This window comes from Phenylobacterium parvum, from assembly GCF_003150835.1.
Taxonomy (GTDB): Bacteria; Pseudomonadota; Alphaproteobacteria; order Caulobacterales; family Caulobacteraceae; genus Phenylobacterium; species Phenylobacterium parvum.
This window is the reverse complement of record NZ_CP029479.1, coordinates 1,617,539-1,637,356: the sequence shown is the minus strand read 5'-3', so window position 1 is coordinate 1,637,356 and position 19,818 is coordinate 1,617,539. Positions and strand designations below refer to the sequence as shown.

The following is a 19,818-nucleotide window of genomic DNA, read 5'->3' as shown; positions in this document are numbered from 1 at the left end:
AGTCTTGTTGTGTTTCCGCATTCATCGCTCAAGAACAGCGTAATCACTGTACTGTTTCAGAATACAACGTAGGACATCTCCAGCGTTCCGCTGGAAACAGAAGCCGCGCCTGAAGTCTCCGGTACGTCGGGAGGTGTCAGGGCGCCAGTTCGACGATCAGGGGTGTATGATCGGACGGCTTGTCCCAGCCCCGGGGCGCCCGGTCGATCCGGCAACCGGTCAGCCGGTCCGCCGCCTGGGGGGACAGGAGGCCGTGGTCGATGCGGATCCCGTTGTTCCTGGGCCAGGCTCCGGCCTGGTAGTCCCAGAAGGTATAGCCGCCGGGCCCTTCGCCGGCCTCGGTCCAGGCGTCGGTCAGGCCCAGCCAGAGGAGGGCGCGCAGGGCGGCGCGGCTTTCGGGCTGGAAGAGGGCGTCTCCCGTCCACTCGCCGGGATTGGCGGCGTCGAGCGGCCCGGGGATCACATTGTAGTCCCCCATGAGGGCCAGGGGTTCCTCCTGCCGGAGCAGGTCGGCGGCGTGGCGATGGAGCCGCTCCATCCAGGCCAGCTTGTAGTCGAACTTCTCCGTACCCAGGGGGTTGCCGTTGGGCAGGTAGATCGACGCCACGCGGACCGGCTTCTGGCCGGAGACCACCGCCTCGATGTAGCGGGCCTGGTCGTCGGTCTCATCGCCGGGAAGGCCGCAGACCACATCCTCAAGGGGGGTGCGGCTCAGAATGGCCACGCCGTTGTAGGTCTTCTGGCCGTGCACAGCGACGTTGTAGCCCAGGCGCTCGAAGGCCTCGGCGGGGAACTTCTCGTCGACGCACTTGATCTCCTGGAGGCAGGCGACATCCGGCCGCTCGGTCTCGAACCAGCGCAGGACGGTTTCCAGGCGGGCGTTGACGGAATTGACGTTCCAGGTGGCGATCCGCACGGGGTCAGATCGAGAAGCTGACGCCGCAGCCGCAGCTGGACCGGGCGTTGGGGTTGCGCACCCGGAACTCGGCGCCGGCCAGCTCGTCGACGAAATCGATCTCGGATCCCTTCAGGAGGACGAGGCTGATCTCGTCCACCAGGGCGGCGGCGCCGTCGCGCTCGATCCGCAAGTCGTCCGGCGCAGCCGCCTCGACGAGTTCGAACTGGTACTGGAAGCCCGAGCACCCCCCGGCGTCGACGCCGATCCGGAGCATGAGGGGACGGCCCTCGATCCGTGAGAGCTCGGCGATCCGCCGCGCCGCCGCGGGGGAAAGGGAAAGGTCCGGGGCGTTCAAGACTGCATCCTTGGCCATAGTCCTCTATATGAGCCGGGTTTGGCCGCCTTGGAAGGGGCCGATCCCAAGGAGCCGTCTCCCGCATGGTCTTCCCCAGCGCCCCCTACGCCCAGAACGCCGCCGCCTCGCGCGGTCGCCGCCATGACGAGCCCGAGAGCCGGACGCGCACGCCCTTCGCCCGGGACCGGGACCGGATCATCCACACTACGGCCTTCCGGCGGCTCAAGGAAAAGACCCAGGTCTTCGTCGCCCACGAGGGCGACCACTACCGGACCCGCCTGACTCACTCGCTGGAGGTGGCCCAGATCGCTCGGTCGGTGGCGGCGGCCCTGGGCCTGGAGGCCGACCTCGCCGAAACCATCGCCCTGGCGCATGACCTGGGCCATCCGCCCTTCGGTCATGCCGGCGAGGACGAGCTGGACAGCGCCATGCAGCCCTTCGGCGGCTTTGACCACAACGTGCAGACCTTCCGGGTCGTCACCCGGCTGGAGCGCCGCTATCCGCGCTGGGACGGCCTGAACCTGACCTGGGAGACCCTCGAGGGGATCATCAAGCACAATGGTCCGGTCACGGCGCGCCTGGAGAGGCCCTCCTGGAGCGCGGTTGCCGAGTTCGACCGCGGCTACAGCCTGGAGCTGGGCGGCTGGGCCTCCGCCGAGGCGCAGGTCGCCGCCCTGGCGGACGACATCGCCTACAACAACCACGACGTCGACGACGGCCTGGTGGCGGGCATGTTCACCCTGGCGGACCTGATGGACGTGCCCCTGATCGGCCCCATCCTGCATGGGGTGAAGCGCGACTATCCCGACCTCGATCCCGCCATCTTGCGGATGGAGGCGGTCCGCCGCATGATCGGGGCCATGGTCGATGACGTCATCGCCGAGACCACCCGCCGGGTGGCGCAGACGGGGGTGGCCTCGGCCGACGCGGTTCGGGCCCTGGACCACGCCCTCGTGGCCTTTTCCAGGCCCATGCTGGAGGACCTGTCCGCCCTGCGGGAATTCCTGATGAACCGCATGTACCGCCACTGGCGCGTCAACCGCACGCGGAGCCAGGCGCGGCGCATCCTGGCCGAGATGTTCCAGCTTTTCATGACCGAGCCCGACGTCCTGCCCGCCGACATCTACGCGGCGCTGGAGGGACGGGATGAAGCCTCCCGCGCCCGGGCGGTCTGTGACTATATCGGCGGCATGACCGACCGGTTCGCCATCGAGGAGCACCGGCGCCTGTTCCAGCTGGAGGCGTGGACCTGAAGACGCCCGGGGTGCGCGGGGCCGGTCGGGACGGCTAGACTGGCCGTCACGCTGCGATTCCTGATGATTCGCGCGGCCGGGACGGGAAGGGCCATGTCTGACCATGATCGCGGCGGCCCGCCGCACGACGAACCCCTGGCGTTTGACCGACGGGACCGGCCGGCGGCCCGGGACCCTGCACCCCTGACCCTGATCCTGTCGGTGCTCCTCCTGCTCGCCCTGGCGGCGGCGATCTTCGCCTTCTACCGCGGCGGCCTGTCGGAAGGCGCCCGGGCGCCCAAGGCCATCGGCGCACCGGTCGGCGAGCTTCGCGCGGCGCCGCCGGCGGGGGAGGGCGACGTCGATCCCGCTGCGGGCCTTAAGATCTACCAGCAGGCCGAGGGAGAGCCGCCGCCCCTCCAGCCCAATTTCACGCCGCCGCCAGAGCAGCCCCTGCCGCGGCCGACAGCCCCGGCCCCCGCCGTCGTCGCCCCCCCTGCAGCGGTGGCGGCGCCGCCCCCTGCGCCCCCTGTCGCCTCGCCGCCGCCGGCGCCGGTGACCGTCCTGCCCAAAACCCCCGCTCCTGAGCCGGCCAAGCCCGCTGCGCCGCCTGCGAAGGCGGAGCCCAAGCCCGAGCCGAAGCCTGCGGCCAAGCCGCCTGCCGCGGCGCCCGCGCCAGTCCCCGCCAAGCCGGCGGCGGCGGGCGGCCCTTCCAGCGTGCAGATCGGAGCCTTCTCCTCGGCCGCGATCGCGGAAAAGGAATGGAGCGCCGCCGTGGCCAAGGGTGGCGGCAGCGGGCGCGGCAAGCGCATCGAGAAGGTGGAGCGCGACGGTTCGACCCTGTTCCGGACCACCGTGACCGGCTTCCCCGATCGGGCCTCCGCCCAGGCCTTCTGCGACCGGCTCAAGTCGGCCGGCAAGTCGTGCTTCGTGCGATGAGGACGTCCGCCGCCATTTATGGCTGCCTCGGGCCGCGCCTCGGCGCGGAGGAGATCGCCTTCTTCCGGGACGTGCGTCCCTGGGGCTTCATCCTCTTCGCCCGCAATATCGAGGGGCCGGACCAGGTCCGCAGCCTGGTCAACGCCCTGCGCGAGACGGTGGGCCGGGAGGACGCGCCCGTCCTGATTGACCAGGAAGGTGGTCGTGTCCAGCGTTTCGGCCCTCCCCACTGGCGGAAGTATCCACCGGCCCGCATCCTGGCGCGCCTGCCAGGCGGCGTTGGCGCGCGCCGGGAGGCGGTCCGCCTGGGCGCCCGCCTCATGGCGGATGATCTCCACGCCCTGGGGGTCAATGTGGACTGCGCGCCGGTGCTGGATGTGCCCCAACCCGGGGCGCACGACGTTATCGGCGATCGCGCCTACGGTGAGACGCCGGAGGAGGTGGCCGTCCTTGGCCGCGCTGTCGCCGAAGGGCTTCTGGCGGGCGGAGTCCTGCCGGTGATCAAGCACATCCCGGGGCATGGCCGGGCCGGCGCTGACAGCCATTTCGACCTGCCTGTGGTCGAGGCCTCGGCGGAGGCCCTGCGCCAGACGGACTTCGCGCCCTTCCAGGCCCTGTCCGACATGCCCTTGGCGATGACCGCCCATGTCCTCTACCGCGCCCTGGACCGGCGCCGGCCGGCGACGACGTCCCGCCGGGTGATCCGGGGCGTCCTAAGGGATGCGCTTGGCTTTTCCGGCCTGATCATGAGCGACGACCTGTCCATGAAGGCGCTGGACGGCGACATGAGGCAGAGGGCGCGCCAGAGCCTCTCGGCCGGCTGCGACGTCGTCCTCCACTGCAACGGGGACATGGCCGAGATGCAGGCGGTCGCGTCCGGGACGGGCGCCCTTTCGGGCCTGTCCGCCCGCCGGGCCGAGGCCGCGCTGGCCCGGATTCCCCGCCGTCCTGAACCGCTGGACCGGCGCGAGGCCGAGGCCCGCTTCGACGCCCTGATTGCCGGAGCGACGCCGTGAACGACGCGCCCGGGTTCCAGCCGCGCCTGGACTTTGAGGCGGCCGAGGGCGCCGCCCTCGACGGCGAGGCCCTCATCGTCGACGTGGACGGCTACGAAGGCCCGCTCCACGTCCTCCTGGCCCTGGCCCGGAGCCAGAAGGTGGACCTCCTGCGGATCTCGGTGACCCGCCTGGCCGACCAGTACCTGACCTTTGTCCAGCACGCACGGCGGCGCAGCTTCGCCCTGGCGGCGGACTACCTGGTCATGGCCTCCTGGCTCGCCTACCTGAAGTCGCGCCTCCTGCTTCCGCGGCCTGAGCGGCCGCAGGCCGAGGAGGCGCCAGCCGAGGAGATCGCCGCGCAGCTGGCCTTCAGACTGGCCAAGCTTGACGCCATGCGAGGCGCCTCAGAGACCCTCCGCGCCCGGCCCCAGCTGGGCCGGGACGTCTTCGTCCGCGGAGACCCGGACGCGATCCGTATCCTTCCCTCGACCCGGCTTGAGGGCGATCTCTACGCCCTGATGCAGGCCTATGTGGAACAGAGGCGGCGATCAGACACCCGCAGCTACACACCCGCCCTGCCCAAGGCCTACGCCCTGGAGGCCGCCCGCGACCGGTTGCGGGGCCTGCTGCCGGAACTCGCCCGCTGGACCGCCCTGGCGGGCGTGGCGCCGCATCCTCCAATCGACGCAGAGGCGGCTCCCAGCCGGGCCTCCTACGTGGCGTCGACCCTCTCGGCCAGCCTGGAGCTGGTGCGTGAGGGCGCCCTGGAGGCCCGCCAGCTTGAGGCCTTCGCCGACATCTACCTGCGCAGCCGAAACGGGGCCGCCGCGTGACGGCCGCCGACGACCTTCCGGCTTCGCCCGATCCCCAAGAAACCGAGCGCCGGGTCGAGGCCCTGCTTTTCGCCGCCGCCGGGCCGCTCAGCCTGGATGACCTCGCCCGGCGCCTGCCCGAAGGCTCTGATGTCGAAGGCGCCGTGGCCGCCCTGTCCCGGCGATATGTGGGGCGGGGGGTGGAACTGGCCTGCGTCGCTGACCGGTGGCGCTTCCAGACCGCCCCGGACCTGTCCTTCCTGATGACCGTCGAACGGGAGGAGCCGAGGCGGCTTTCCCGCGCCGCCCAGGAGACCCTGGCCATCATCGCCTACCACCAGCCGGTCACCCGGGCGGAAATCGAGTCCGTACGCGGGGTCCAGGCCAGCCGGGGCACCCTCGACGTCCTTCTGGAGCTGAAGCTGGTCCGCATGCGCGGCCGCCGCCGCACGCCGGGCCGCCCGGTCACCTACGGGACCACGGACGCCTTCCTCGAGCACTTCGGTCTCGCCACCCTCGCCGACCTGCCCGGGGCGGCGGAAATGCGGGCCGCCGGCCTGCTGAGCCTCGACCTTCCGGCCGACTTCAACGTGCCGACGCCGGGGCTCGCCGCCCCGGAGGAGGACCCGATCGAGGACGACGGAGAGGCGCCGGAGTTCCACCTGGACTTCCTGGGGGAGGCCACGGAGGCGGACCGAGGAGACGACGTCGGCGCCTGACCCTTGGCGCTGCGGCGGCGGGGCGTCTATATAGGGGCCTGAGCGACCCGTCGGGTCGCCTGGGACCCGATAAGGAGTTTGCACATGGGCGGGATGTCTCCGGTCCACTGGATCATCGTCGCAGTGGTCGTCCTGGTGCTCTTCGGCGGTCGAGGAAAGCTGTCGGGCCTGCTCGGCGACGCCGGGAAGGGCATCCGCGCCTTCCGCGAAGGCCTCAAGGACGAGGGAAAGCCTGCCCCGCCTGCGGACGCGGCCGCCAAGGTCGAGGCGCCGAAGGAGGACGCCCGGGGCTGACCCGGACGACCTGAACAGCTCCCAGGCCAAGGGCGTGGGCACATTGCTAGGACCTGGCCATGCTCCCTGAAGTCGGCGGGCTTGAATACATCATCATCGCCGCCGTCGCCCTGATCGTGGTGGGTCCCAAGGACCTGCCGGTCATGCTTCGCAAGCTGGGCCAGTGGGTGGGCCGCCTGCGCGCCATGGCGGCGGAGTTCCGCGCCAGCTTCGACGACATGGCCCGGCAATCGGAACTCGATGAGCTGCGGCGCGAAGTCGAGGCCATGCGCCAGGCGCAGGGCAATCTGATCACTTCCGAAACCGCAGAGGTGAACCAGATCTTCAACGAGATCGGCGATAGCCTGAAGGCTTCTGACATCCAGTTCCATCCGCCCCTAGGGGGCGCATTGCCAGCCCAGGAGCCTGTTCCGGGGCCGGAAGCCAGTGTACCTGTCCCGGCGCCGAAACGTCGGCGCAAGGCTCCGGAGGCCCCGGCCCCGGCCCCGGCCTCGGGAGAGGGTGCTGAGTCGCCCAAGCCCCGACGTCGTCGCAAGTCTGCGGAGGCGCCGGAATGAGCGCGACCCACGAACCCGACGACGAGATCGAGGCCTCGCGCGCGCCTCTCCTGGACCACCTTGTCGAACTCCGGCAGAGGCTGATCCGGTCCCTGATCGCGGTCGCCCTGGCCTTCGTGGTCTGCTTCGCCTTCGCCGACGACATCTACAGCCTGCTCCTGCGGCCTTACGAGGCGGCGGCGGCCATCCTCGCCGCCCAGAAGGCCGCTGCCGCAAATGCGGTCAAGACAGGCTTCCTGGATGGAATTCTGCAGGCGCTGCACCTGAAACCGGCTTCCGGGGGAACCGGGGGAGGCGGCCCCTTCGACCTGCTCCTGGTGCTGGTGGGGCTCAAGGAAATGCCGCCGCTCGAGGGACAGACCCTCAAGCTCATCTACACCGCCCCCCTCGAGTTCTTCTTCACCAAGCTCAAGCTGGCCGGCTTCGGGGCGATCGTGCTTTCCTTCCCCGTCCTTGCCAGCCAGGTCTACGGCTTCGTGGCGCCCGGCCTTTACAAGCGCGAACGTCGCGCCTTCCTGCCCTTCCTTGTCGCCTCGCCCCTGCTTTTCAGCCTGGGTGCAGCCCTGGTCTATTTCTTCATCTTCCCCTTCGTCCTCTGGTTTTCCCTGTCCCAGCAGATCACCGGCGCCGGGGCGATCACGGTGGAACTCCTGCCCAAGGTCTCGGACTACCTGACCCTGGTCACCACCCTGCTGATGGCCTTCGGTCTGTGCTTCCAGCTTCCCGTGGTCCTGACCCTGCTGGGCCTGGCGGGCATGGTCAGCGCCCAGGCCCTGCGGGAATTCCGCCGTTACGCCATCGTCGGCATCTTCGTGGTCGCCGCGGTGGTGACGCCGCCGGACCCGATCAGCCAGCTCATGCTCGCCCTGCCGATCATCCTGCTCTACGAGATCTCGATCTGGTGCGTCCGCATCATCGAGTTCCGGCGGCGGGATGAGCCCTCCGAAGACGTCATCGCCTGAACCCGGCGCGGCGGATGGTTGGCGCCTCCGCCGACGCGGACTAGACAGGTCGGCTCAGCCTTGGGACCTCCCCGACATGCACGACATCCGAGCGCTCCGCGACACCCCTGACCTCTTCGAAAAGGCCTGGGCGGCGAAGGGCCGGTCTGGCGCAGCGGCCCAGGCGATCGATCTCGACCTCGAGGTGCGCACCGCTCGCACCGCCTCCGAATCCGCACAGGCGCGCCGGAACGACCTCTCGCGCCGGATCGGCCAGGCCAAGGCGGCCAAGGATGAGGCCGAGGCTGCGCGCCTGCTCGCCGAGGTGGAGGCCCTGAAGGCCGAGGCCGCCGGGGACGCCGAGCGCGAAAAGGCCGCCGAGGAGGCCCTGCGCGACCTCCTCGCGAGCCTGCCCAACCTGCCCGCCGCCGGCGTTCCGGAGGGAGAGGACGAGTCCGGGAACGTCGAGGTCCGTCGGTGGGGCGAGCCCTTCTCGATCCAGTCCCCCCGCAATCACGCCGATCTCGGCGAGGCCCTCGGCCTGATGGACTTCGAGGCCGCCGCCCGCATGAGCGGCGCGCGCTTCGTGGTCCTGAAGGGCCGGCTGGCGCGGCTGGAGCGGGCCCTGGGCCAGTTCATGCTGGATATCCAGACCCTCGAGCACGGTTACACCGAGGTCTCTCCACCCCTCCTTGTGCGGGACGCCGCAGCCTTTGGCACCGGCCAGTTGCCCAAGTTCTCGGAAGACCTCTTCCGGACCACCGACGACCGCTGGCTCATTCCCACCGCCGAGGTGTCCCTGACCAACCTCGCGCGCGAGCAGATCCTGGCAGCCGAGACCCTGCCGCTGCGCCTGACCGCCCTGACGCCCTGCTTCCGTTCAGAGGCGGGCGCCTCCGGCCGGGACACCCGCGGGATGATCCGCCAGCATCAGTTCTACAAGGTCGAACTGGTGTCGATCACCGAGCCAGACCAGTCGGATGCCGAGCACGAGCGCATGGTGTCCTGCGCAGAGGCGGTCCTGAAGCGGCTGGAGCTGCCCTTCCGGACCATGCTGCTCTGCCGGGGCGACATGGGCTTCAGCGCCCGCCGCACCTACGACCTGGAGGTCTGGCTGCCCAGCGAGGGGCGGTATCGCGAGATCAGCTCCTGCTCCAACTGCGGCGACTTCCAGGCCCGCCGGATGGACGCCCGGACCAAGTCAGCCGGCGAGAAGGGCACGCGCTTCGTGCACACCCTCAACGGCTCGGGCCTGGCCGTGGGCCGGACCCTGGTGGCTATCCTCGAGAACTACCAGGACGAGGGCGGACGGATCGCCATTCCCCAGGCCCTCCAGCCCTACATGGGCGGGCTCACCCATATCGACGCGGCCGGCTGATCCCGTGCGCATCCTCCTGACCAATGACGACGGCATCCACGCAGAGGGCCTGGTCTCTCTGGAGCGGATCGCCCGGGTCCTGAGCGACGACATCTGGATCTGCGCGCCTGAATACGAGCAGTCCGGCGCCAGCCGATCCTTGACCCTCGCCGAGCCCCTCCGGGTTCGCCGGCTCGACGATCGCCGGTTCGCGACCACCGGGACGCCCACCGACTGCGTGATGCTGGCCGTCACCGAGCTCATGGACGGCCAGAGGCCCGACCTCGTCCTGTCGGGGGTGAACCGGGGCGCCAACCTCGCCGAGGACGTCACCATGTCGGGAACGGTCGCCGGCGCCATCGAGGGCATGGCCCTTGGCGTCCCGGCCATCGCCCTGTCGCAGATGAGCTGGCCGACCCCCGGCGAGGAGCCGGCCGACCAGCCGGTCTTCCTGCCCGCAGAGCACTTTGGCCCCGGCATCGTCCGCCGGCTGGTGGAGATCGGCTGGCCCTCGGACGTGGTGATGAACGTCAACTTCCCGTCCCGGCCCCTGGACCAGATCCGCGAGGTCGAGGTCACCCGCCAGACCTTCCGCGACCTCCATGTCCGCCAGGCCGTCCAGCGCACCGATCCTAGAGGCGAGACCTACTACTGGATGGGCTTCCGGCGGGAGCTCTCCAAGCCTGCAGACGGCACAGACCTCCGGGCCATCTACGACGGCCGCATCTCGGTCACGCCTCTGCACATCGACCTGACCCACCAGGAAACCGTCCACCGGATGCGGTCGGTCCTGGGCGGCGCCCCGCCGAGGGCCTGAGGATGGCTCGTCGTCCACAGCCGCCGGCCGACCCCCGGCACGCCCGCCTGATGGAGGGCTTGAAGGAACAGGGCGTGTCCGACCCCGCGGTCCTCGCCGCCATCGCCTCGACGCCCAGGGACCTCTTCACTCCGGACCTGTTCCAGGAACGGGCCTTCGAGGACCAGGCCCTGCCGATCGCCTGCGGCCAGACGATCAGCCAGCCCTACATCGTGGGGCTCATGACCCAGGCGCTGAGGATCGAGAAGCGGTCCCGGGTGCTCGAGATCGGGACCGGGTCGGGCTACCAGACCACCATCCTCTCCAAGCTGGCCCGGCTGGTCTATTCGGTGGAGCGGTACCGCACCCTGATGTCGGCCGCCGAGGGCCGGTTCCAGACCCTGGGCCTGACCAATGTCATCACCCGTTTTGGCGACGGCGGGCAGGGCTGGCCCGAGCAGGCGCCCTTCGACCGGGTCATGGTCACGGCCGCCGCATCCGAGGACCCTCGCGTCCTGCTGGCGCAACTGAAGCCAAACGGGGTATTGGTGGCGCCGGTGGGCCGCGGTCCGGTCCAGAACCTGAACCGATATGTCGGGGACGGGGAGGGCGGTTTCACGGTGGAGACCCTGACCGAGGTCAGGTTCGTACCCCTGCTGGACGGCGTGGCGAAGGAATCCTGAGCCCGCCAAATTGGTGACGATTTTCTGGGGCCATGAAGCCGGATCGCGTCGACGATCTGAATCGTGGCGCCAAACTGGGTGAACAGAGCCGGAGCGGCAATGAGCAGTCTTCTCAACCGGACCGTCATGATGCTTGCGGCGTCCACGGCGCTTGCGGGTCTTTCGACACCTGTCCTGGCCCGTGAGGCGCCGTCAGGTGACGTTGCGCCGGTCCAACTGGCCCTGCTCCAGGCGTCCGGGGACACCTATACGGTCCAGCGGGGCGACACCCTTTTTGGCATCAGCCGCAAGCTGGGCGTGTCGTCCGAGGCGATCGCCGAGGCCAATGACCTGGGTGCAGGCGCGCGCATAGACGCTGGCATGAAGCTGCGCGTGCCGGGTGCGTCGGGCGAAGCCCGCGCCTCGGCGGGACCGCAGGCCGCAGGCCGGGTTGTCACCGTCACGGGGGGCGCCTCCACCTATGTTGTCCGGAGCGGCGACACGGTCGACGAGATCGCCGACCGGATGGGAATCACGCGCAAGGCCCTGGCCGACCTGAACGGGCTCAAGCCGCCTTACGCCCTGAGCGTTGGCAAGAAACTGAAGGGGCCGCCGGAGACCCGGAAGGCCTATGTGGCGGTGCAGGGAGACAGCCTGGACGCCGTCGCGCGCCGCTTTTCCGTAAGCCCGCGCGCCCTGGCGGCCGAGAATGGAATCCGCACCAGCGCAAGTCTTCGCGCTGGCCAGAAGCTGACCCTTCCCGAGGGATATCGTGACCGCGGGCCGATCCGCAGCACTTCGCGCCCCGCCTCTGTGACCAGCCGGCCCCCGGCCGAGGCGCCCGCCCGCACTCCCCGTACAGAGACCCCCCGGCCCCTGGAGGCGGAGGCCCCCGCGCCCGCCGCCCGCGGCCAGGAGTCCGTGCGGGTCCTCGCTGGCGGGCGGGTCATCAGCGTCAAGGGCAAGCCGAAGACCTACACCGTCCGCAAGGGCGACACGGTCGACGAGATCGCTGGACGCATGGGCCTGAGCCGCAAGGAGCTCGCCAGCCTCAACGGGCTGAAGTCGCCCTACGCCCTCCAGCCCGGCCAGGTGCTCAAGGGCCCCGCGGAAACCCAGCGCGCCTATGTGGCCGTGACGGGGGACACCGTCTCGGTGGTCGCCCGCCGGTTCGGCGTGACGCCCCGCGCCCTGGCGGCCCAGAACGGCTTGAAGACCGGCGCGGCGCTCAAGTCCGGCCAGAGGGTGATCCTTCCCGACGGCGCCAAGGACCGAGGTCCGATCCGCGAGACGGTGCGCACGCCGGCTCCGGCCGCCCCCGCCGTGCGTCCGCCCCCGGCTCCGACCGCGCCTGAGCCTGAAGCGCCGCTGGAGGATCCCGGCGTCTCGGGTCCGCCAGAGCTGCGCAAGGAACCTGGCGTCGCCTCTGCGCCGCGACCGACGTCTCCGGCCCCCACGGCAAACGTTCCGGCCCCCGGGCCGACCCCGCCGCCCCAGCCGAAGGTCGAGGCTCCGCCTCCGCCTCCGCCCGAGCGGACAACGCCCGCGGTTGCGCCCCCGGTCGCGCCTCCGCCCCGCACCACTCCGCCGCCTGCATCGCGCCCGGTCCCACCGCCCGTCCGGGTCACGCCCCCGCCGGTGACGCCCCCGCCGGTGACCACCCCGCCGCCATCCCGGTCGGCGCCTCCGGCGGCGTCCCGGCCCCAGTCCGGCGGTTTCACGCCGCCGCCAACCGCCTCGACCACGCCCCTGACGGACGTCCAGATCGCCGCCCTGGGCAAGGGACGGTTCCTGTGGCCCTTGCGTGGGGAGGTCCTGTCGGACTTCGGTCCCAAGGGCACCGGCCAGCGCAATGATGGCGTCAACATCCGCGCGCCCCGCGGGGCGCCCGTCCGGGCTTCGGCGGCGGGCGAGGTGGTCTATGCCGGCGACCAGGTGCCCGGTTTCGGGAATCTCGTGCTGATCAAACACCCCGACGGCTGGGTCACGGCCTACGCCCACATGTCCAACGTCGACGTGAAGATCCAGCAGAAGGTCCTGCAGGGCCAGCAAATCGGCGAGGCCGGCGATACCGGCGGGGTCGCCGAGCCGCAGCTGCACTTCGAGATCCGATATGCGCCCACCCCTGCGGAACGGGCGCGGCCGGTGTCTCCGACCCTTCTGCTGCCGCGCTGATCCGGGTCAGAGGGGCAGCGACACGCCCTTCTCACCGGCAAGGTCCAGGATGAACTGCCAGGCGACGCGGCCCGACCGACCGCCGCGCGCCTGGGCCCACTGCAGGGCCCTGCGGTCGATGCCGCGCACCGGCAGGCCATAGCGGCGGGCATAGCCGCGCACCGCGGCGAGATAGGTCGGCTGGTCCATGGGCGGAAAACCGATCCAGAGACCGAAGCGATCGGATACGCTGACCTCCTCCTCGGCGTCCTCGGCGGCGGCGATCCGGCCGCGATCCTCGATGTGTCCCCGAGGCATGAGATGGCGCCGGTTCGAGGTGGCCAGGAACAGCACGTTGGGCGGCGGACCCGAAACCCCGCCCTCCAGCGCCGACTTCAGCGCCTTGGCCGCCTCGGCTCCGTCCTCGAAGGACAGGTCGTCGCAAAGGACCACAAAGCGTTCCGGCCTGCCGCGCAGAAGGTCGAACAGCCGGGGCAGGGCGGTGATCTCGTCGCGGTCCACCTCCAGCAGCTTGAGGTCGTCGCGGTCCCGGGCGCAGGCCATGAAGGCCGCCTTGGCCAGCGAACTCTTCCCGGCTCCACGCACGCCCCAGAGCAGGGCGTGGTTGAAGGGCAGGCCGGCGGCGAAGCGCTGGAAGTCCCTGAGCAGGGTATCCTTCTGCCGGTCGACGCCCACCAGGGCTTCAAGGGGCAGGGGATAGTCCGGGGCCGGGACAAAATGGCTCCGGGCCGCATCGTGCCGGAACAGGCGGGCCTGGGCGAAATCCGGCGCGGCGGACGCGGGCGGCGAGAGCCGCTCGAGCGCCCCGGCGATCCGGGCGAGTAGGGGGAGGACGTCCTCGGTCATGCGAAGTGATTAGCCATCCGGGCCGTCCATTGCAAAAGGCGGGGCGAGCGCATAGCTTCCGGCCACCCTGAATCCGGGCGCTACGCCCGGCCGTTCACCTTCCGGAGAGGCCATGTTCGCCACCCCTGCCTATGCCCAGACCGCCGCCGGAGCCCCCGCTGGAGGCGGGATCGAGGCGATGCTCCTGCAGATCGCCCCGCTGGTCGGCCTTTTCGTCCTGTTCTACTTCCTGCTGATCCGTCCGCAGCAGAAGCGGATGAAGCAGCACCAGGCGATGCTGGCCGCCCTCAAGCGCAATGACGTGGTCGTCCTCGCCAGCGGCGTTGTCGGCAAGATCGTCCGGGTCGAGGACGCCGAGGTCGGCGTCGAGATCGCCCAGGGCGTGACCGTCAAGGTGGTCCGGTCGATGGTCTCCTCGGTCCGCTCCAGGGGCGAAACCGCCGCCAACGACGCCAAGGCCTAGGCCGGCCCCATGCTGGCTCCTTCGCGCTGGCGACTGATCTCCGTCGTCGCCGCCCTGATCTTCGGGGTCCTGTTCACCCTGCCCAACCTGCTTCCGGCGGCGGCCAGGGATGCCTTGCCCGGCTTCCTGCCGAAGCAGACCCTGAACCTCGGGCTGGACCTGCAGGGGGGCTCCTACCTCAAGCTATCGGTGGACACCCGCGCCCTGCGCGCGGAAAAGACGACCAACCTCATCGAGGATGTGCGCACCACCCTTCGGTCCGAGGACATCGCCTTTACCGACCTTGGCCAGGTGGGTTCGGACGTCACCGTCCGGATCACCGACCCGGCCCAGTCCAACGAGGCCCTCAACCTGCTGCGCAACCGGCTGGGCGGCGCCATCGCCAGCGGCGGCAGCGGGCTTGAGCTTTCGTTGCAGCCCGACCAGCGCATCCGGATGGGCTATTCCGAGCAGGCCCTCAACGCCGAGGCCAGCCGCGCCGTCGACCAGTCGATTGAGATCATCCGGCGACGCATTGATGCGCTGGGAACGCGCGAGCCCGCCATCCAGCGCCAGGGATTCGACCAGATCGTGGTCCAGGCGCCCGGTGAGAGCGATCCGGAACGCCTGAAGTCCATCATCGGGCAGACCGCCAAGCTGACCTTCCAGATGGTGGATGACTCGGTGTCCGTGGCCGAGGCCGTTCAGGGCCGCGTTCCCCCGGGTTCGGTGGTCCTGCCCAGCCAGGATGAAGGGCCGCTCCTGCTGAAGAAGCGCGCCGTGGTCACGGGCGAGATGCTGACCGAGGCCTCCCAGGGCTTTGACGGCCAGTCCGGCCAGCCCGTGGTGAACTTCCGATTCAACGGACAGGGCGCCGCCCGGTTCGGCGAAGTGACTGCGGCGAACATCGGCAAGCGCTTCGCCATCGTCCTGGACGGCAAGATCATCTCGGCGCCGGTCATCCAGAGCGCCATCATGGGTGGCTCGGGCCAGATCTCCGGGAACTTCACCCCCGAGAGCGCCAACGACCTGGCGGTCCTACTGCGCGCCGGCGCCCTTCCCGCCCCGCTGCGAGTGGAGCAGCAGAATACCGTCGGGGCTGAGCTTGGCGCCGACGCCGTCCGGGCCGGCGCCATCTCGATGGCGATCGGCGCTGCGGCGATGTTCGCCTTCATCGTCCTGGCCTATGGCCTGTTCGGCGTCTTCGCCGCCCTGGCCCTGGCCCTGAACGTGCTGCTCATCGTCGGCGCCATGTCGATGACCCAGGCGACCCTGACCTTCCCGGGCATCGCCGGCATCATCCTGACCCTCGCCGTGGCCGTGGACGCCAATGTTCTCATCTACGAACGGGTGCGGGACGAGGCCCATCTGGGGCGATCGCCCTTGCAGGCGCTGGAGCACGGCTATGAGAGGGCCCTGGTGTCCATCTTCGACGCCAACATCACCAGCGCCATTTCGGCCATCATCATGTTCATGTTTGGCGCCGGGGCCGTCCGCGGTTTCGCCTGGACCCTGCTGATCGGCGTCATCACCTCCGTCTTCACGGCCGTGGTGGTCACCCAGCTCCTGATCGGCTGGTGGTTCCGGGCGAAGAAGCCCAAGACCCTTCCCATCGTCTAGAGGCTCTCATGCGCTGGCCCCTCATCACCAACCTGCCCCGAGAGTTCAACTTCGACTTCGTGCGGCTGGCGCCCATGGCGGCGGTCTTCTCGGCGGTCCTCATCGCGATCTCCCTGGGATCCATCGCCTTCCGGGGCATGAACTTCGGCATCGACTTCGTCGGCGGCGCCCTGATCGAGGTCGAGACGCCCAAGCCGCTCGACATCTCCGGCCTCCGGCGGGTCATGACCGAGGCTGGCGGCGAGGACGCGCAGGTCCAGTCCCTGGGCCAGGGCAATGGCGCCATCCTGCGTTTCCGGGTGCCCGATGAGGCGGACCTCAACGCGAGCACCCAGAAGGTCAAGGGCGCGCTGCAGGCGGCCTTCCCGGGCATCGAGATCCGGCGCGCAGAGACCGTTGGCGGGAAGGTGTCCGGCGAGCTGGCCAGGTCGGGCATCATCGCCCTCTCCGTCGCCATGCTCCTGATGCTTCTCTACATCTGGTTCCGGTTCCAGCTGCAGTTTGGCCTCGGCGCCATCGCCGCCATCCTGCACGATGTGGTGCTGACCATGGGCGTCCTGTCCCTGATGCAGCTCGAGGTGTCGATGACGTCGATCGCCGCCCTCCTCACGGTCATCGGCTATTCGATGAACGAGAAGGTCATCACCTTCGACCGGCTCCGCGAGAACCTGCGCAAGTACAAGACGACGCCGCTGCGGGACATCATCAACCGCTCCGAAAACGAGCGGCTCTCCCGAAACCTGATCACCGGGACCACGGCCATCATCGCCCTCGCCGGCGCGCTGTTTTTCGGCGGTCCGGTCCTCTTCCCCCTGGTCTTCACCATGGTGTTCGGGGTGATTGTCGGGACCTATTCCTCCATCTACGTCGCGCTTCCGATCATCCTGCTCTGGGGCGTGAGGCGCGACGAGGATGACCCCGTGCCCCTCAAGCCCGCCAGCGCACGGCAAGGATGAGCCGCTCGGCTCCGCAGGTCGACGCCTTCGGGGGCGGGGGCTTCCGGCTGTCCGGAGAGTGGCGTCAGGGTTCGGTCCTGATCCTGGACGATGTCGCCCAGGACTGGGATGTAAGCTCCGTCTCCGGCCTTTCCGTCGCGAGCCTCTCGGCCGTGCTTCAGGCCGGCCCGGGCGCCTGCGAACTCCTTGTCCTGGGAATGGGCGCGGCCAACGCCCTGCCGCCCCGCGAGGTGCGCGAGGCCTTCCTGCGCGCGGGCGTGGGGCTGGAATACCTCGACACTCCCGCCGCGGCGCGGCTCTACAACCTTCTTACCTCTGAAGGCCGCCGCCTCGCCGCCGCCCTTATCGCGATTTGATCCAGATCAAACCCGCGCTTCCCGCCGCCCCCGAATGCCCTTAAGAGAAGGTTTCAGGGGAAGACTCTCAGAGGGCTAAACATGTCGAATCTTGTCTCGGGACTCCTGTCGAACCTCCGCAATACGGTGATCCTCAGCTCGATCATCACGCTTGTGGTTGTTGGCGGTTACCTGCAGCACGCGGGCGCGTTGGACGCCACGTTCATGCAGGCTGTCCTGCGGTTCCTGCACCTGGTGTTCGGCATCATGTGGATCGGGCTGCTGTACTATTTCAACTTCGTCCAGCTTCGGAAAATGCCGGAGATCCCGGCCGAGCTGAAGCCGGCGGTGTCCAAGTACATCGCACCTGAGGCCCTGTTCTGGTTCCGCTGGGCGGCCCTGTTCACCTGGGTGGCGGGCGTCCTCCTGGCCTACAACCGCGGCTACCTCTTCGACGCCTTCGCCCTGGGCCTGACCAGCGGCAACCCGCAGCACAGCTTCATCGGACTGGGCATGTGGCTGGCGACCATCATGTTCTTCAATGTCTGGGTCTTCATCTGGCCGAACCAGAAGATCGCCCTCGGGATCGTGGAGGCCGACGCCGACGCCAAGGCCAAGGCCGCGAAGACGGCCATGCTGTTCTCGCGCCTGAACACCTTCCTTTCCATCCCCATGCTCGCCACCATGGGCATGAACCAGACCATCTTCGGCTGATCCTTCGGATCAACGCCGGACGGACGGGCCCGCAGCACCTGCGGGCCCGTTTCCATGTGAGGACGCCTTGAGCCCGGACGGTTTGCAGACGACGGAACCGGGTCCCGACGAGGACCTTGAGGGGGCGCTTGCGCGCAGCGATCCCGATCGCTGGCTCTCGAGCCGGTTCGCCGCCGGCGTCGGAGCCCGCCGCGCCCTTGTCGCGATCTATGCCTTTGACAACGAGCTGGGACGCGCGCCCCGCGCCGCCTCCACGCCCCTCGTCGCCGAAATGCGCCTGGCCTGGTGGCGTGAGGTGCTGGAGGAGATCCGGTCCGGCCGACCAGTCCGTCGGCATCCGGCCGCCCTGGCCCTCAGCACCGGAGTGCGCGAGCATGGCCTGGACCTCGATCAGCTTGAGACCCTGATTGACGCCAGGCTGAGGGAGCTGGACCCTCGACCCATGACCCTCGAGGAGGCCCTGGAATGGGCCGAGGGCACGGGCGGGACCTGCGCCCGGCTGGCGGCCGCTGTCCTGGACCCCGGATGTGATCCGCAGGCCGCTGCATCGGGCGGCGCGGCCTGGTCCATCGGGCGCCTGATCCTTACGGCCGGCCTGTCGGTCGAGGCGGCGCAGGAGGCCCTTGCGGATCGCCTCGCGGGCGCGCGCGGCGTAACCCCCGCGGCCTTTCCCGCCATCGCCCACGCCGCCCTGGCCCGGGCCCGGGCGAAGGGGCGCCGCCCGTCACCCCTCGGCGACCGCCTTCGCCTGGTGCGGGCGGTGCTGGCCGGGCGCGTCTGAGGCCCAGGCCGCCAGGTCCGCCAGGGCCCGCTCGCCCATGGCCAGCTTGCGGCCCCGGCTGCGCACCTTGGCGCCCAGTCGCCGGCCCTCGGCGTCCCGCTTGGGCGTCTCGACGGGCGGCATCAGGCCGTAGTTGATGTTCATCGGCTGGAAGGAGCCCTTGCCGCCATCGAGGTGGCCGCCCGTGATGTGGTTGACCAGGGAGCCCAGGGCGGTGGTCGCGGGCGGCGCCTCAAGCGGGCGTCCGAGGCGCTCCGCCGCGGCCAGCCGTCCAGCCAGGAGCCCCATGGCCGCACTTTCCACATAGCCCTCGACCCCGGTGACCTGCCCGGCGAAGCGCAGGCGCGGCTGGACCTTCATCCGCAGGCTGCGGTCCAGCAGCCGTGGGCTGTTGAGGAAGGTGTTGCGGTGCAGGCCGCCCAGGCGGGCGAAGACGGCCTTCTCCAGACCCGGGATCATCCGGAAGATATCCGTCTGGGCGCCGTGCTTCAGCTTGGTCTGGAAGCCCACCATGTTCCAAAGCGTGCCCAGGGCGTTGTCCTGGCGCAACTGGACCACGGCCCAGGCCTTCTCGTCGGGCCGGTGGGCGTTCGTCAGGCCCACGGGCTTCATCGGGCCGTGACGAAGGGTCTCGCGGCCCCGTTCCGCCATGACCTCGATGGGCAGGCAGCCGTCGAAGTACGGAACGTTCTCCCACTCCCGGAATTCCGACTTCGGACCCGCCAGGAGGGCGTCGATGAAGGCCTCGTACTGGTCGCGGTCCATCGGGCAGTTGATGTAGGCCTGTGCGTCCCCGCCGGGCCCCGCCTTGTCGTAGCGCGACTGCCGCCAGGCGGCGCCCATGTCGATGGACTCCAGGGTGACGATCGGGGCGATGGCGTCGAAGAAGGACAGTTCCCCCTCGCCGGTCAGGCCCTGGATGGCCTCGGCCAGGGCGGGCGAGGTGAGGGGCCCCGTGGCGACGATCACGCTGTCCCACTCGGCGGGTGGCAGGCCCGCCACCTCGCCCCTTTCGATCGTCACCAGGGGATGGGCCGTCAGCCGGGCGGTCACCGCCTCCGAGAAGCCGTCGCGGTCCACCGCCAGGGCGCCGCCTGCGGGCACCTGGCAGGCGTCGCCGCAGGCCATGATCAGCGAGTCCAGGCTCCGCATCTCGGCGTGCAGCAGGCCCACGGCGTTCGACGTCCAGTCGTCGGCCCGGAAGGAGTTGGAGCAGACAAGTTCCGCGAGGCCGTCGGTCTGGTGGGCGTCGGTGCCCCGGACGGGGCGCATCTCGTGCAGAATGACCGGGACGCCGGCCCCGGCGATCTGCCAGGCCGCTTCCGAACCGGCGAGTCCGCCGCCGATGACATGGATGGGTGCAGGTGACATGCGTGGCTAACTAGCAAC

At 69.8% G+C, this 19,818-nt stretch carries 22 protein-coding genes; 18 read left to right on the top strand and 4 right to left on the bottom strand.

What is annotated here, in order from left to right; all coding sequences use genetic code 11:
* Positions 1-136: 136 nt before the first annotated feature.
* Both xth and HYN04_RS07855 read right to left on the bottom strand, forming a co-directional pair.
* Positions 137-916 (bottom strand): exodeoxyribonuclease III, encoded by a 780-nt coding sequence (gene xth / locus HYN04_RS07860; RefSeq protein ID WP_110450252.1) that lies wholly within the window; start codon positions 914-916, stop codon positions 137-139.
* A 4-nt stretch (positions 917-920) separates the two neighbouring features.
* Positions 921-1,271: a HesB/IscA family protein gene (locus HYN04_RS07855; protein ID WP_110450251.1), complete on the bottom strand. Its 351-nt coding sequence runs from the start codon at positions 1,269-1,271 to the stop codon at positions 921-923.
* A gap of 65 nt (positions 1,272-1,336) precedes the next feature.
* On the opposite strand from HYN04_RS07855, the gene HYN04_RS07850 reads away from it, so the two are divergent.
* The 12 genes from HYN04_RS07850 to HYN04_RS07795 all read left to right on the top strand — a co-directional run bounded on the left by HYN04_RS07850 (position 1,337) and on the right by HYN04_RS07795 (position 12,735).
* Complete coding sequence (locus HYN04_RS07850; RefSeq protein ID WP_110450250.1) at positions 1,337-2,506, top strand: deoxyguanosinetriphosphate triphosphohydrolase; 1,170 nt, start codon at positions 1,337-1,339, stop codon at positions 2,504-2,506.
* A gap of 93 nt (positions 2,507-2,599) precedes the next feature.
* On the top strand, positions 2,600-3,424 hold the full coding sequence (locus tag HYN04_RS07845) for an SPOR domain-containing protein (RefSeq protein ID WP_110450249.1): 825 nt from the start codon (positions 2,600-2,602) through the stop codon (positions 3,422-3,424).
* Positions 3,421-4,440: a beta-N-acetylhexosaminidase gene (gene nagZ, locus HYN04_RS07840; protein WP_110450248.1), complete on the top strand. Its 1,020-nt coding sequence runs from the start codon at positions 3,421-3,423 to the stop codon at positions 4,438-4,440. Before HYN04_RS07845 ends, nagZ begins: the two co-directional genes overlap by 4 nt.
* A complete protein-coding gene (locus tag HYN04_RS07835) occupies positions 4,437-5,255 on the top strand; it encodes a segregation and condensation protein A (RefSeq protein WP_110450247.1) in 819 nt (272 codons plus the stop codon). Before nagZ ends, HYN04_RS07835 begins: the two co-directional genes overlap by 4 nt.
* The gene (gene scpB / locus HYN04_RS07830; protein ID WP_110450246.1) at positions 5,252-5,953 is read left to right on the top strand and encodes an SMC-Scp complex subunit ScpB; all 702 of its coding nucleotides are present in this window, start codon (positions 5,252-5,254) and stop codon (positions 5,951-5,953) included. Before HYN04_RS07835 ends, scpB begins: the two co-directional genes overlap by 4 nt.
* Before the next feature lie 84 nt (positions 5,954-6,037).
* Positions 6,038-6,247 carry a twin-arginine translocase TatA/TatE family subunit gene (tatA, locus tag HYN04_RS07825; RefSeq protein ID WP_110450245.1) on the top strand — a complete coding sequence of 70 codons (210 nt, stop codon included), beginning with the start codon at positions 6,038-6,040 and terminating at the stop codon, positions 6,245-6,247.
* A 59-nt stretch (positions 6,248-6,306) separates the two neighbouring features.
* Entirely contained in the window at positions 6,307-6,804 is a 498-nt protein-coding gene (gene tatB, locus HYN04_RS07820) for a Sec-independent protein translocase protein TatB (RefSeq protein ID WP_110450244.1), read from the top strand.
* Positions 6,801-7,766: a twin-arginine translocase subunit TatC gene (gene tatC / locus HYN04_RS07815; RefSeq protein ID WP_110450243.1), complete on the top strand. Its 966-nt coding sequence runs from the start codon at positions 6,801-6,803 to the stop codon at positions 7,764-7,766. The genes tatB and tatC overlap by 4 nt, the downstream gene beginning before the upstream one ends.
* A gap of 76 nt (positions 7,767-7,842) precedes the next feature.
* Positions 7,843-9,123: a serine--tRNA ligase gene (serS, locus tag HYN04_RS07810; RefSeq protein WP_110450242.1), complete on the top strand. Its 1,281-nt coding sequence runs from the start codon at positions 7,843-7,845 to the stop codon at positions 9,121-9,123.
* A gap of 4 nt (positions 9,124-9,127) precedes the next feature.
* Positions 9,128-9,919: a 5'/3'-nucleotidase SurE gene (surE, locus tag HYN04_RS07805; protein ID WP_110450241.1), complete on the top strand. Its 792-nt coding sequence runs from the start codon at positions 9,128-9,130 to the stop codon at positions 9,917-9,919.
* A gap of 2 nt (positions 9,920-9,921) precedes the next feature.
* Complete coding sequence (locus tag HYN04_RS07800; RefSeq protein ID WP_110450240.1) at positions 9,922-10,581, top strand: protein-L-isoaspartate(D-aspartate) O-methyltransferase; 660 nt, start codon at positions 9,922-9,924, stop codon at positions 10,579-10,581.
* Positions 10,582-10,680: 99 nt separating this feature from the next.
* Entirely contained in the window at positions 10,681-12,735 is a 2,055-nt protein-coding gene (locus HYN04_RS07795; protein WP_110450239.1) for a LysM peptidoglycan-binding domain-containing protein, read from the top strand.
* A gap of 6 nt (positions 12,736-12,741) precedes the next feature.
* On the opposite strand, the gene HYN04_RS07790 is transcribed toward HYN04_RS07795, so the two are convergent.
* Positions 12,742-13,581: an ATP-binding protein gene (locus tag HYN04_RS07790; protein WP_110450238.1), complete on the bottom strand. Its 840-nt coding sequence runs from the start codon at positions 13,579-13,581 to the stop codon at positions 12,742-12,744.
* Between the two features lie 112 nt (positions 13,582-13,693).
* On the opposite strand from HYN04_RS07790, the gene yajC reads away from it, so the two are divergent.
* The 6 genes from yajC (at position 13,694) to HYN04_RS07760 (ending at position 18,429) form a co-directional block, all read left to right on the top strand.
* Positions 13,694-14,044: a preprotein translocase subunit YajC gene (gene yajC / locus HYN04_RS07785; RefSeq protein ID WP_110450237.1), complete on the top strand. Its 351-nt coding sequence runs from the start codon at positions 13,694-13,696 to the stop codon at positions 14,042-14,044.
* 9 nt (positions 14,045-14,053) lie between these two features.
* Complete coding sequence (gene secD / locus HYN04_RS07780; RefSeq protein ID WP_110450236.1) at positions 14,054-15,643, top strand: protein translocase subunit SecD; 1,590 nt, start codon at positions 14,054-14,056, stop codon at positions 15,641-15,643.
* An 8-nt stretch (positions 15,644-15,651) separates the two neighbouring features.
* A complete protein-coding gene (gene secF / locus HYN04_RS07775) occupies positions 15,652-16,599 on the top strand; it encodes a protein translocase subunit SecF (protein WP_110450235.1) in 948 nt (315 codons plus the stop codon).
* Positions 16,596-16,955 carry an Mth938-like domain-containing protein gene (locus tag HYN04_RS07770; protein ID WP_110450234.1) on the top strand — a complete coding sequence of 120 codons (360 nt, stop codon included), beginning with the start codon at positions 16,596-16,598 and terminating at the stop codon, positions 16,953-16,955. The genes secF and HYN04_RS07770 overlap by 4 nt, the downstream gene beginning before the upstream one ends.
* 81 nt (positions 16,956-17,036) lie before the next feature.
* Positions 17,037-17,648 carry a urate hydroxylase PuuD gene (locus HYN04_RS07765; RefSeq protein ID WP_110450233.1) on the top strand — a complete coding sequence of 204 codons (612 nt, stop codon included), beginning with the start codon at positions 17,037-17,039 and terminating at the stop codon, positions 17,646-17,648.
* Positions 17,649-17,715: 67 nt separating this feature from the next.
* Positions 17,716-18,429 carry a squalene/phytoene synthase family protein gene (locus HYN04_RS07760; protein WP_110450232.1) on the top strand — a complete coding sequence of 238 codons (714 nt, stop codon included), beginning with the start codon at positions 17,716-17,718 and terminating at the stop codon, positions 18,427-18,429.
* Here HYN04_RS07760 and trmFO read toward each other — a convergent pair.
* Positions 18,373-19,800, bottom strand: a complete 1,428-nt coding sequence (gene trmFO, locus HYN04_RS07755; protein WP_110450231.1) for a methylenetetrahydrofolate--tRNA-(uracil(54)-C(5))-methyltransferase (FADH(2)-oxidizing) TrmFO — start codon at positions 19,798-19,800, stop codon at positions 18,373-18,375. The two genes, HYN04_RS07760 and trmFO, sit on opposite strands and share 57 nt — an antisense overlap.
* Between the last annotated feature and the right edge of the window lie 18 nt (positions 19,801-19,818).

Excerpts from the sequence above, each read along its gene's own strand:
- HYN04_RS07855 (WP_110450251.1), bottom strand. The coding sequence starts at position 1,271 with ATGGCCAAGGATGCAGTCTTGAACGCCCCGGACCTTTCCCTTTCCCCC.
- HYN04_RS07850 (WP_110450250.1), top strand. The coding sequence starts at position 1,337 with ATGGTCTTCCCCAGCGCCCCCTACGCCCAGAACGCCGCCGCCTCGCGC.
- HYN04_RS07845 (WP_110450249.1), top strand. The coding sequence starts at position 2,600 with ATGTCTGACCATGATCGCGGCGGCCCGCCGCACGACGAACCCCTGGCG.
- nagZ (WP_110450248.1), top strand. The coding sequence starts at position 3,421 with ATGAGGACGTCCGCCGCCATTTATGGCTGCCTCGGGCCGCGCCTCGGC.
- tatA (WP_110450245.1), top strand. The coding sequence starts at position 6,038 with ATGGGCGGGATGTCTCCGGTCCACTGGATCATCGTCGCAGTGGTCGTC.
- tatB (WP_110450244.1), top strand. The coding sequence starts at position 6,307 with ATGCTCCCTGAAGTCGGCGGGCTTGAATACATCATCATCGCCGCCGTC.
- tatC (WP_110450243.1), top strand. The coding sequence starts at position 6,801 with ATGAGCGCGACCCACGAACCCGACGACGAGATCGAGGCCTCGCGCGCG.
- serS (WP_110450242.1), top strand. The coding sequence starts at position 7,843 with ATGCACGACATCCGAGCGCTCCGCGACACCCCTGACCTCTTCGAAAAG.
- HYN04_RS07800 (WP_110450240.1), top strand. The coding sequence starts at position 9,922 with ATGGCTCGTCGTCCACAGCCGCCGGCCGACCCCCGGCACGCCCGCCTG.
- HYN04_RS07795 (WP_110450239.1), top strand. The coding sequence starts at position 10,681 with ATGAGCAGTCTTCTCAACCGGACCGTCATGATGCTTGCGGCGTCCACG.
- HYN04_RS07790 (WP_110450238.1), bottom strand. The coding sequence starts at position 13,581 with ATGACCGAGGACGTCCTCCCCCTACTCGCCCGGATCGCCGGGGCGCTC.
- yajC (WP_110450237.1), top strand. The coding sequence starts at position 13,694 with ATGTTCGCCACCCCTGCCTATGCCCAGACCGCCGCCGGAGCCCCCGCT.
- secD (WP_110450236.1), top strand. The coding sequence starts at position 14,054 with ATGCTGGCTCCTTCGCGCTGGCGACTGATCTCCGTCGTCGCCGCCCTG.
- secF (WP_110450235.1), top strand. The coding sequence starts at position 15,652 with ATGCGCTGGCCCCTCATCACCAACCTGCCCCGAGAGTTCAACTTCGAC.
- HYN04_RS07770 (WP_110450234.1), top strand. The coding sequence starts at position 16,596 with ATGAGCCGCTCGGCTCCGCAGGTCGACGCCTTCGGGGGCGGGGGCTTC.
- HYN04_RS07765 (WP_110450233.1), top strand. The coding sequence starts at position 17,037 with ATGTCGAATCTTGTCTCGGGACTCCTGTCGAACCTCCGCAATACGGTG.
- trmFO (WP_110450231.1), bottom strand. The coding sequence starts at position 19,800 with ATGTCACCTGCACCCATCCATGTCATCGGCGGCGGACTCGCCGGTTCG.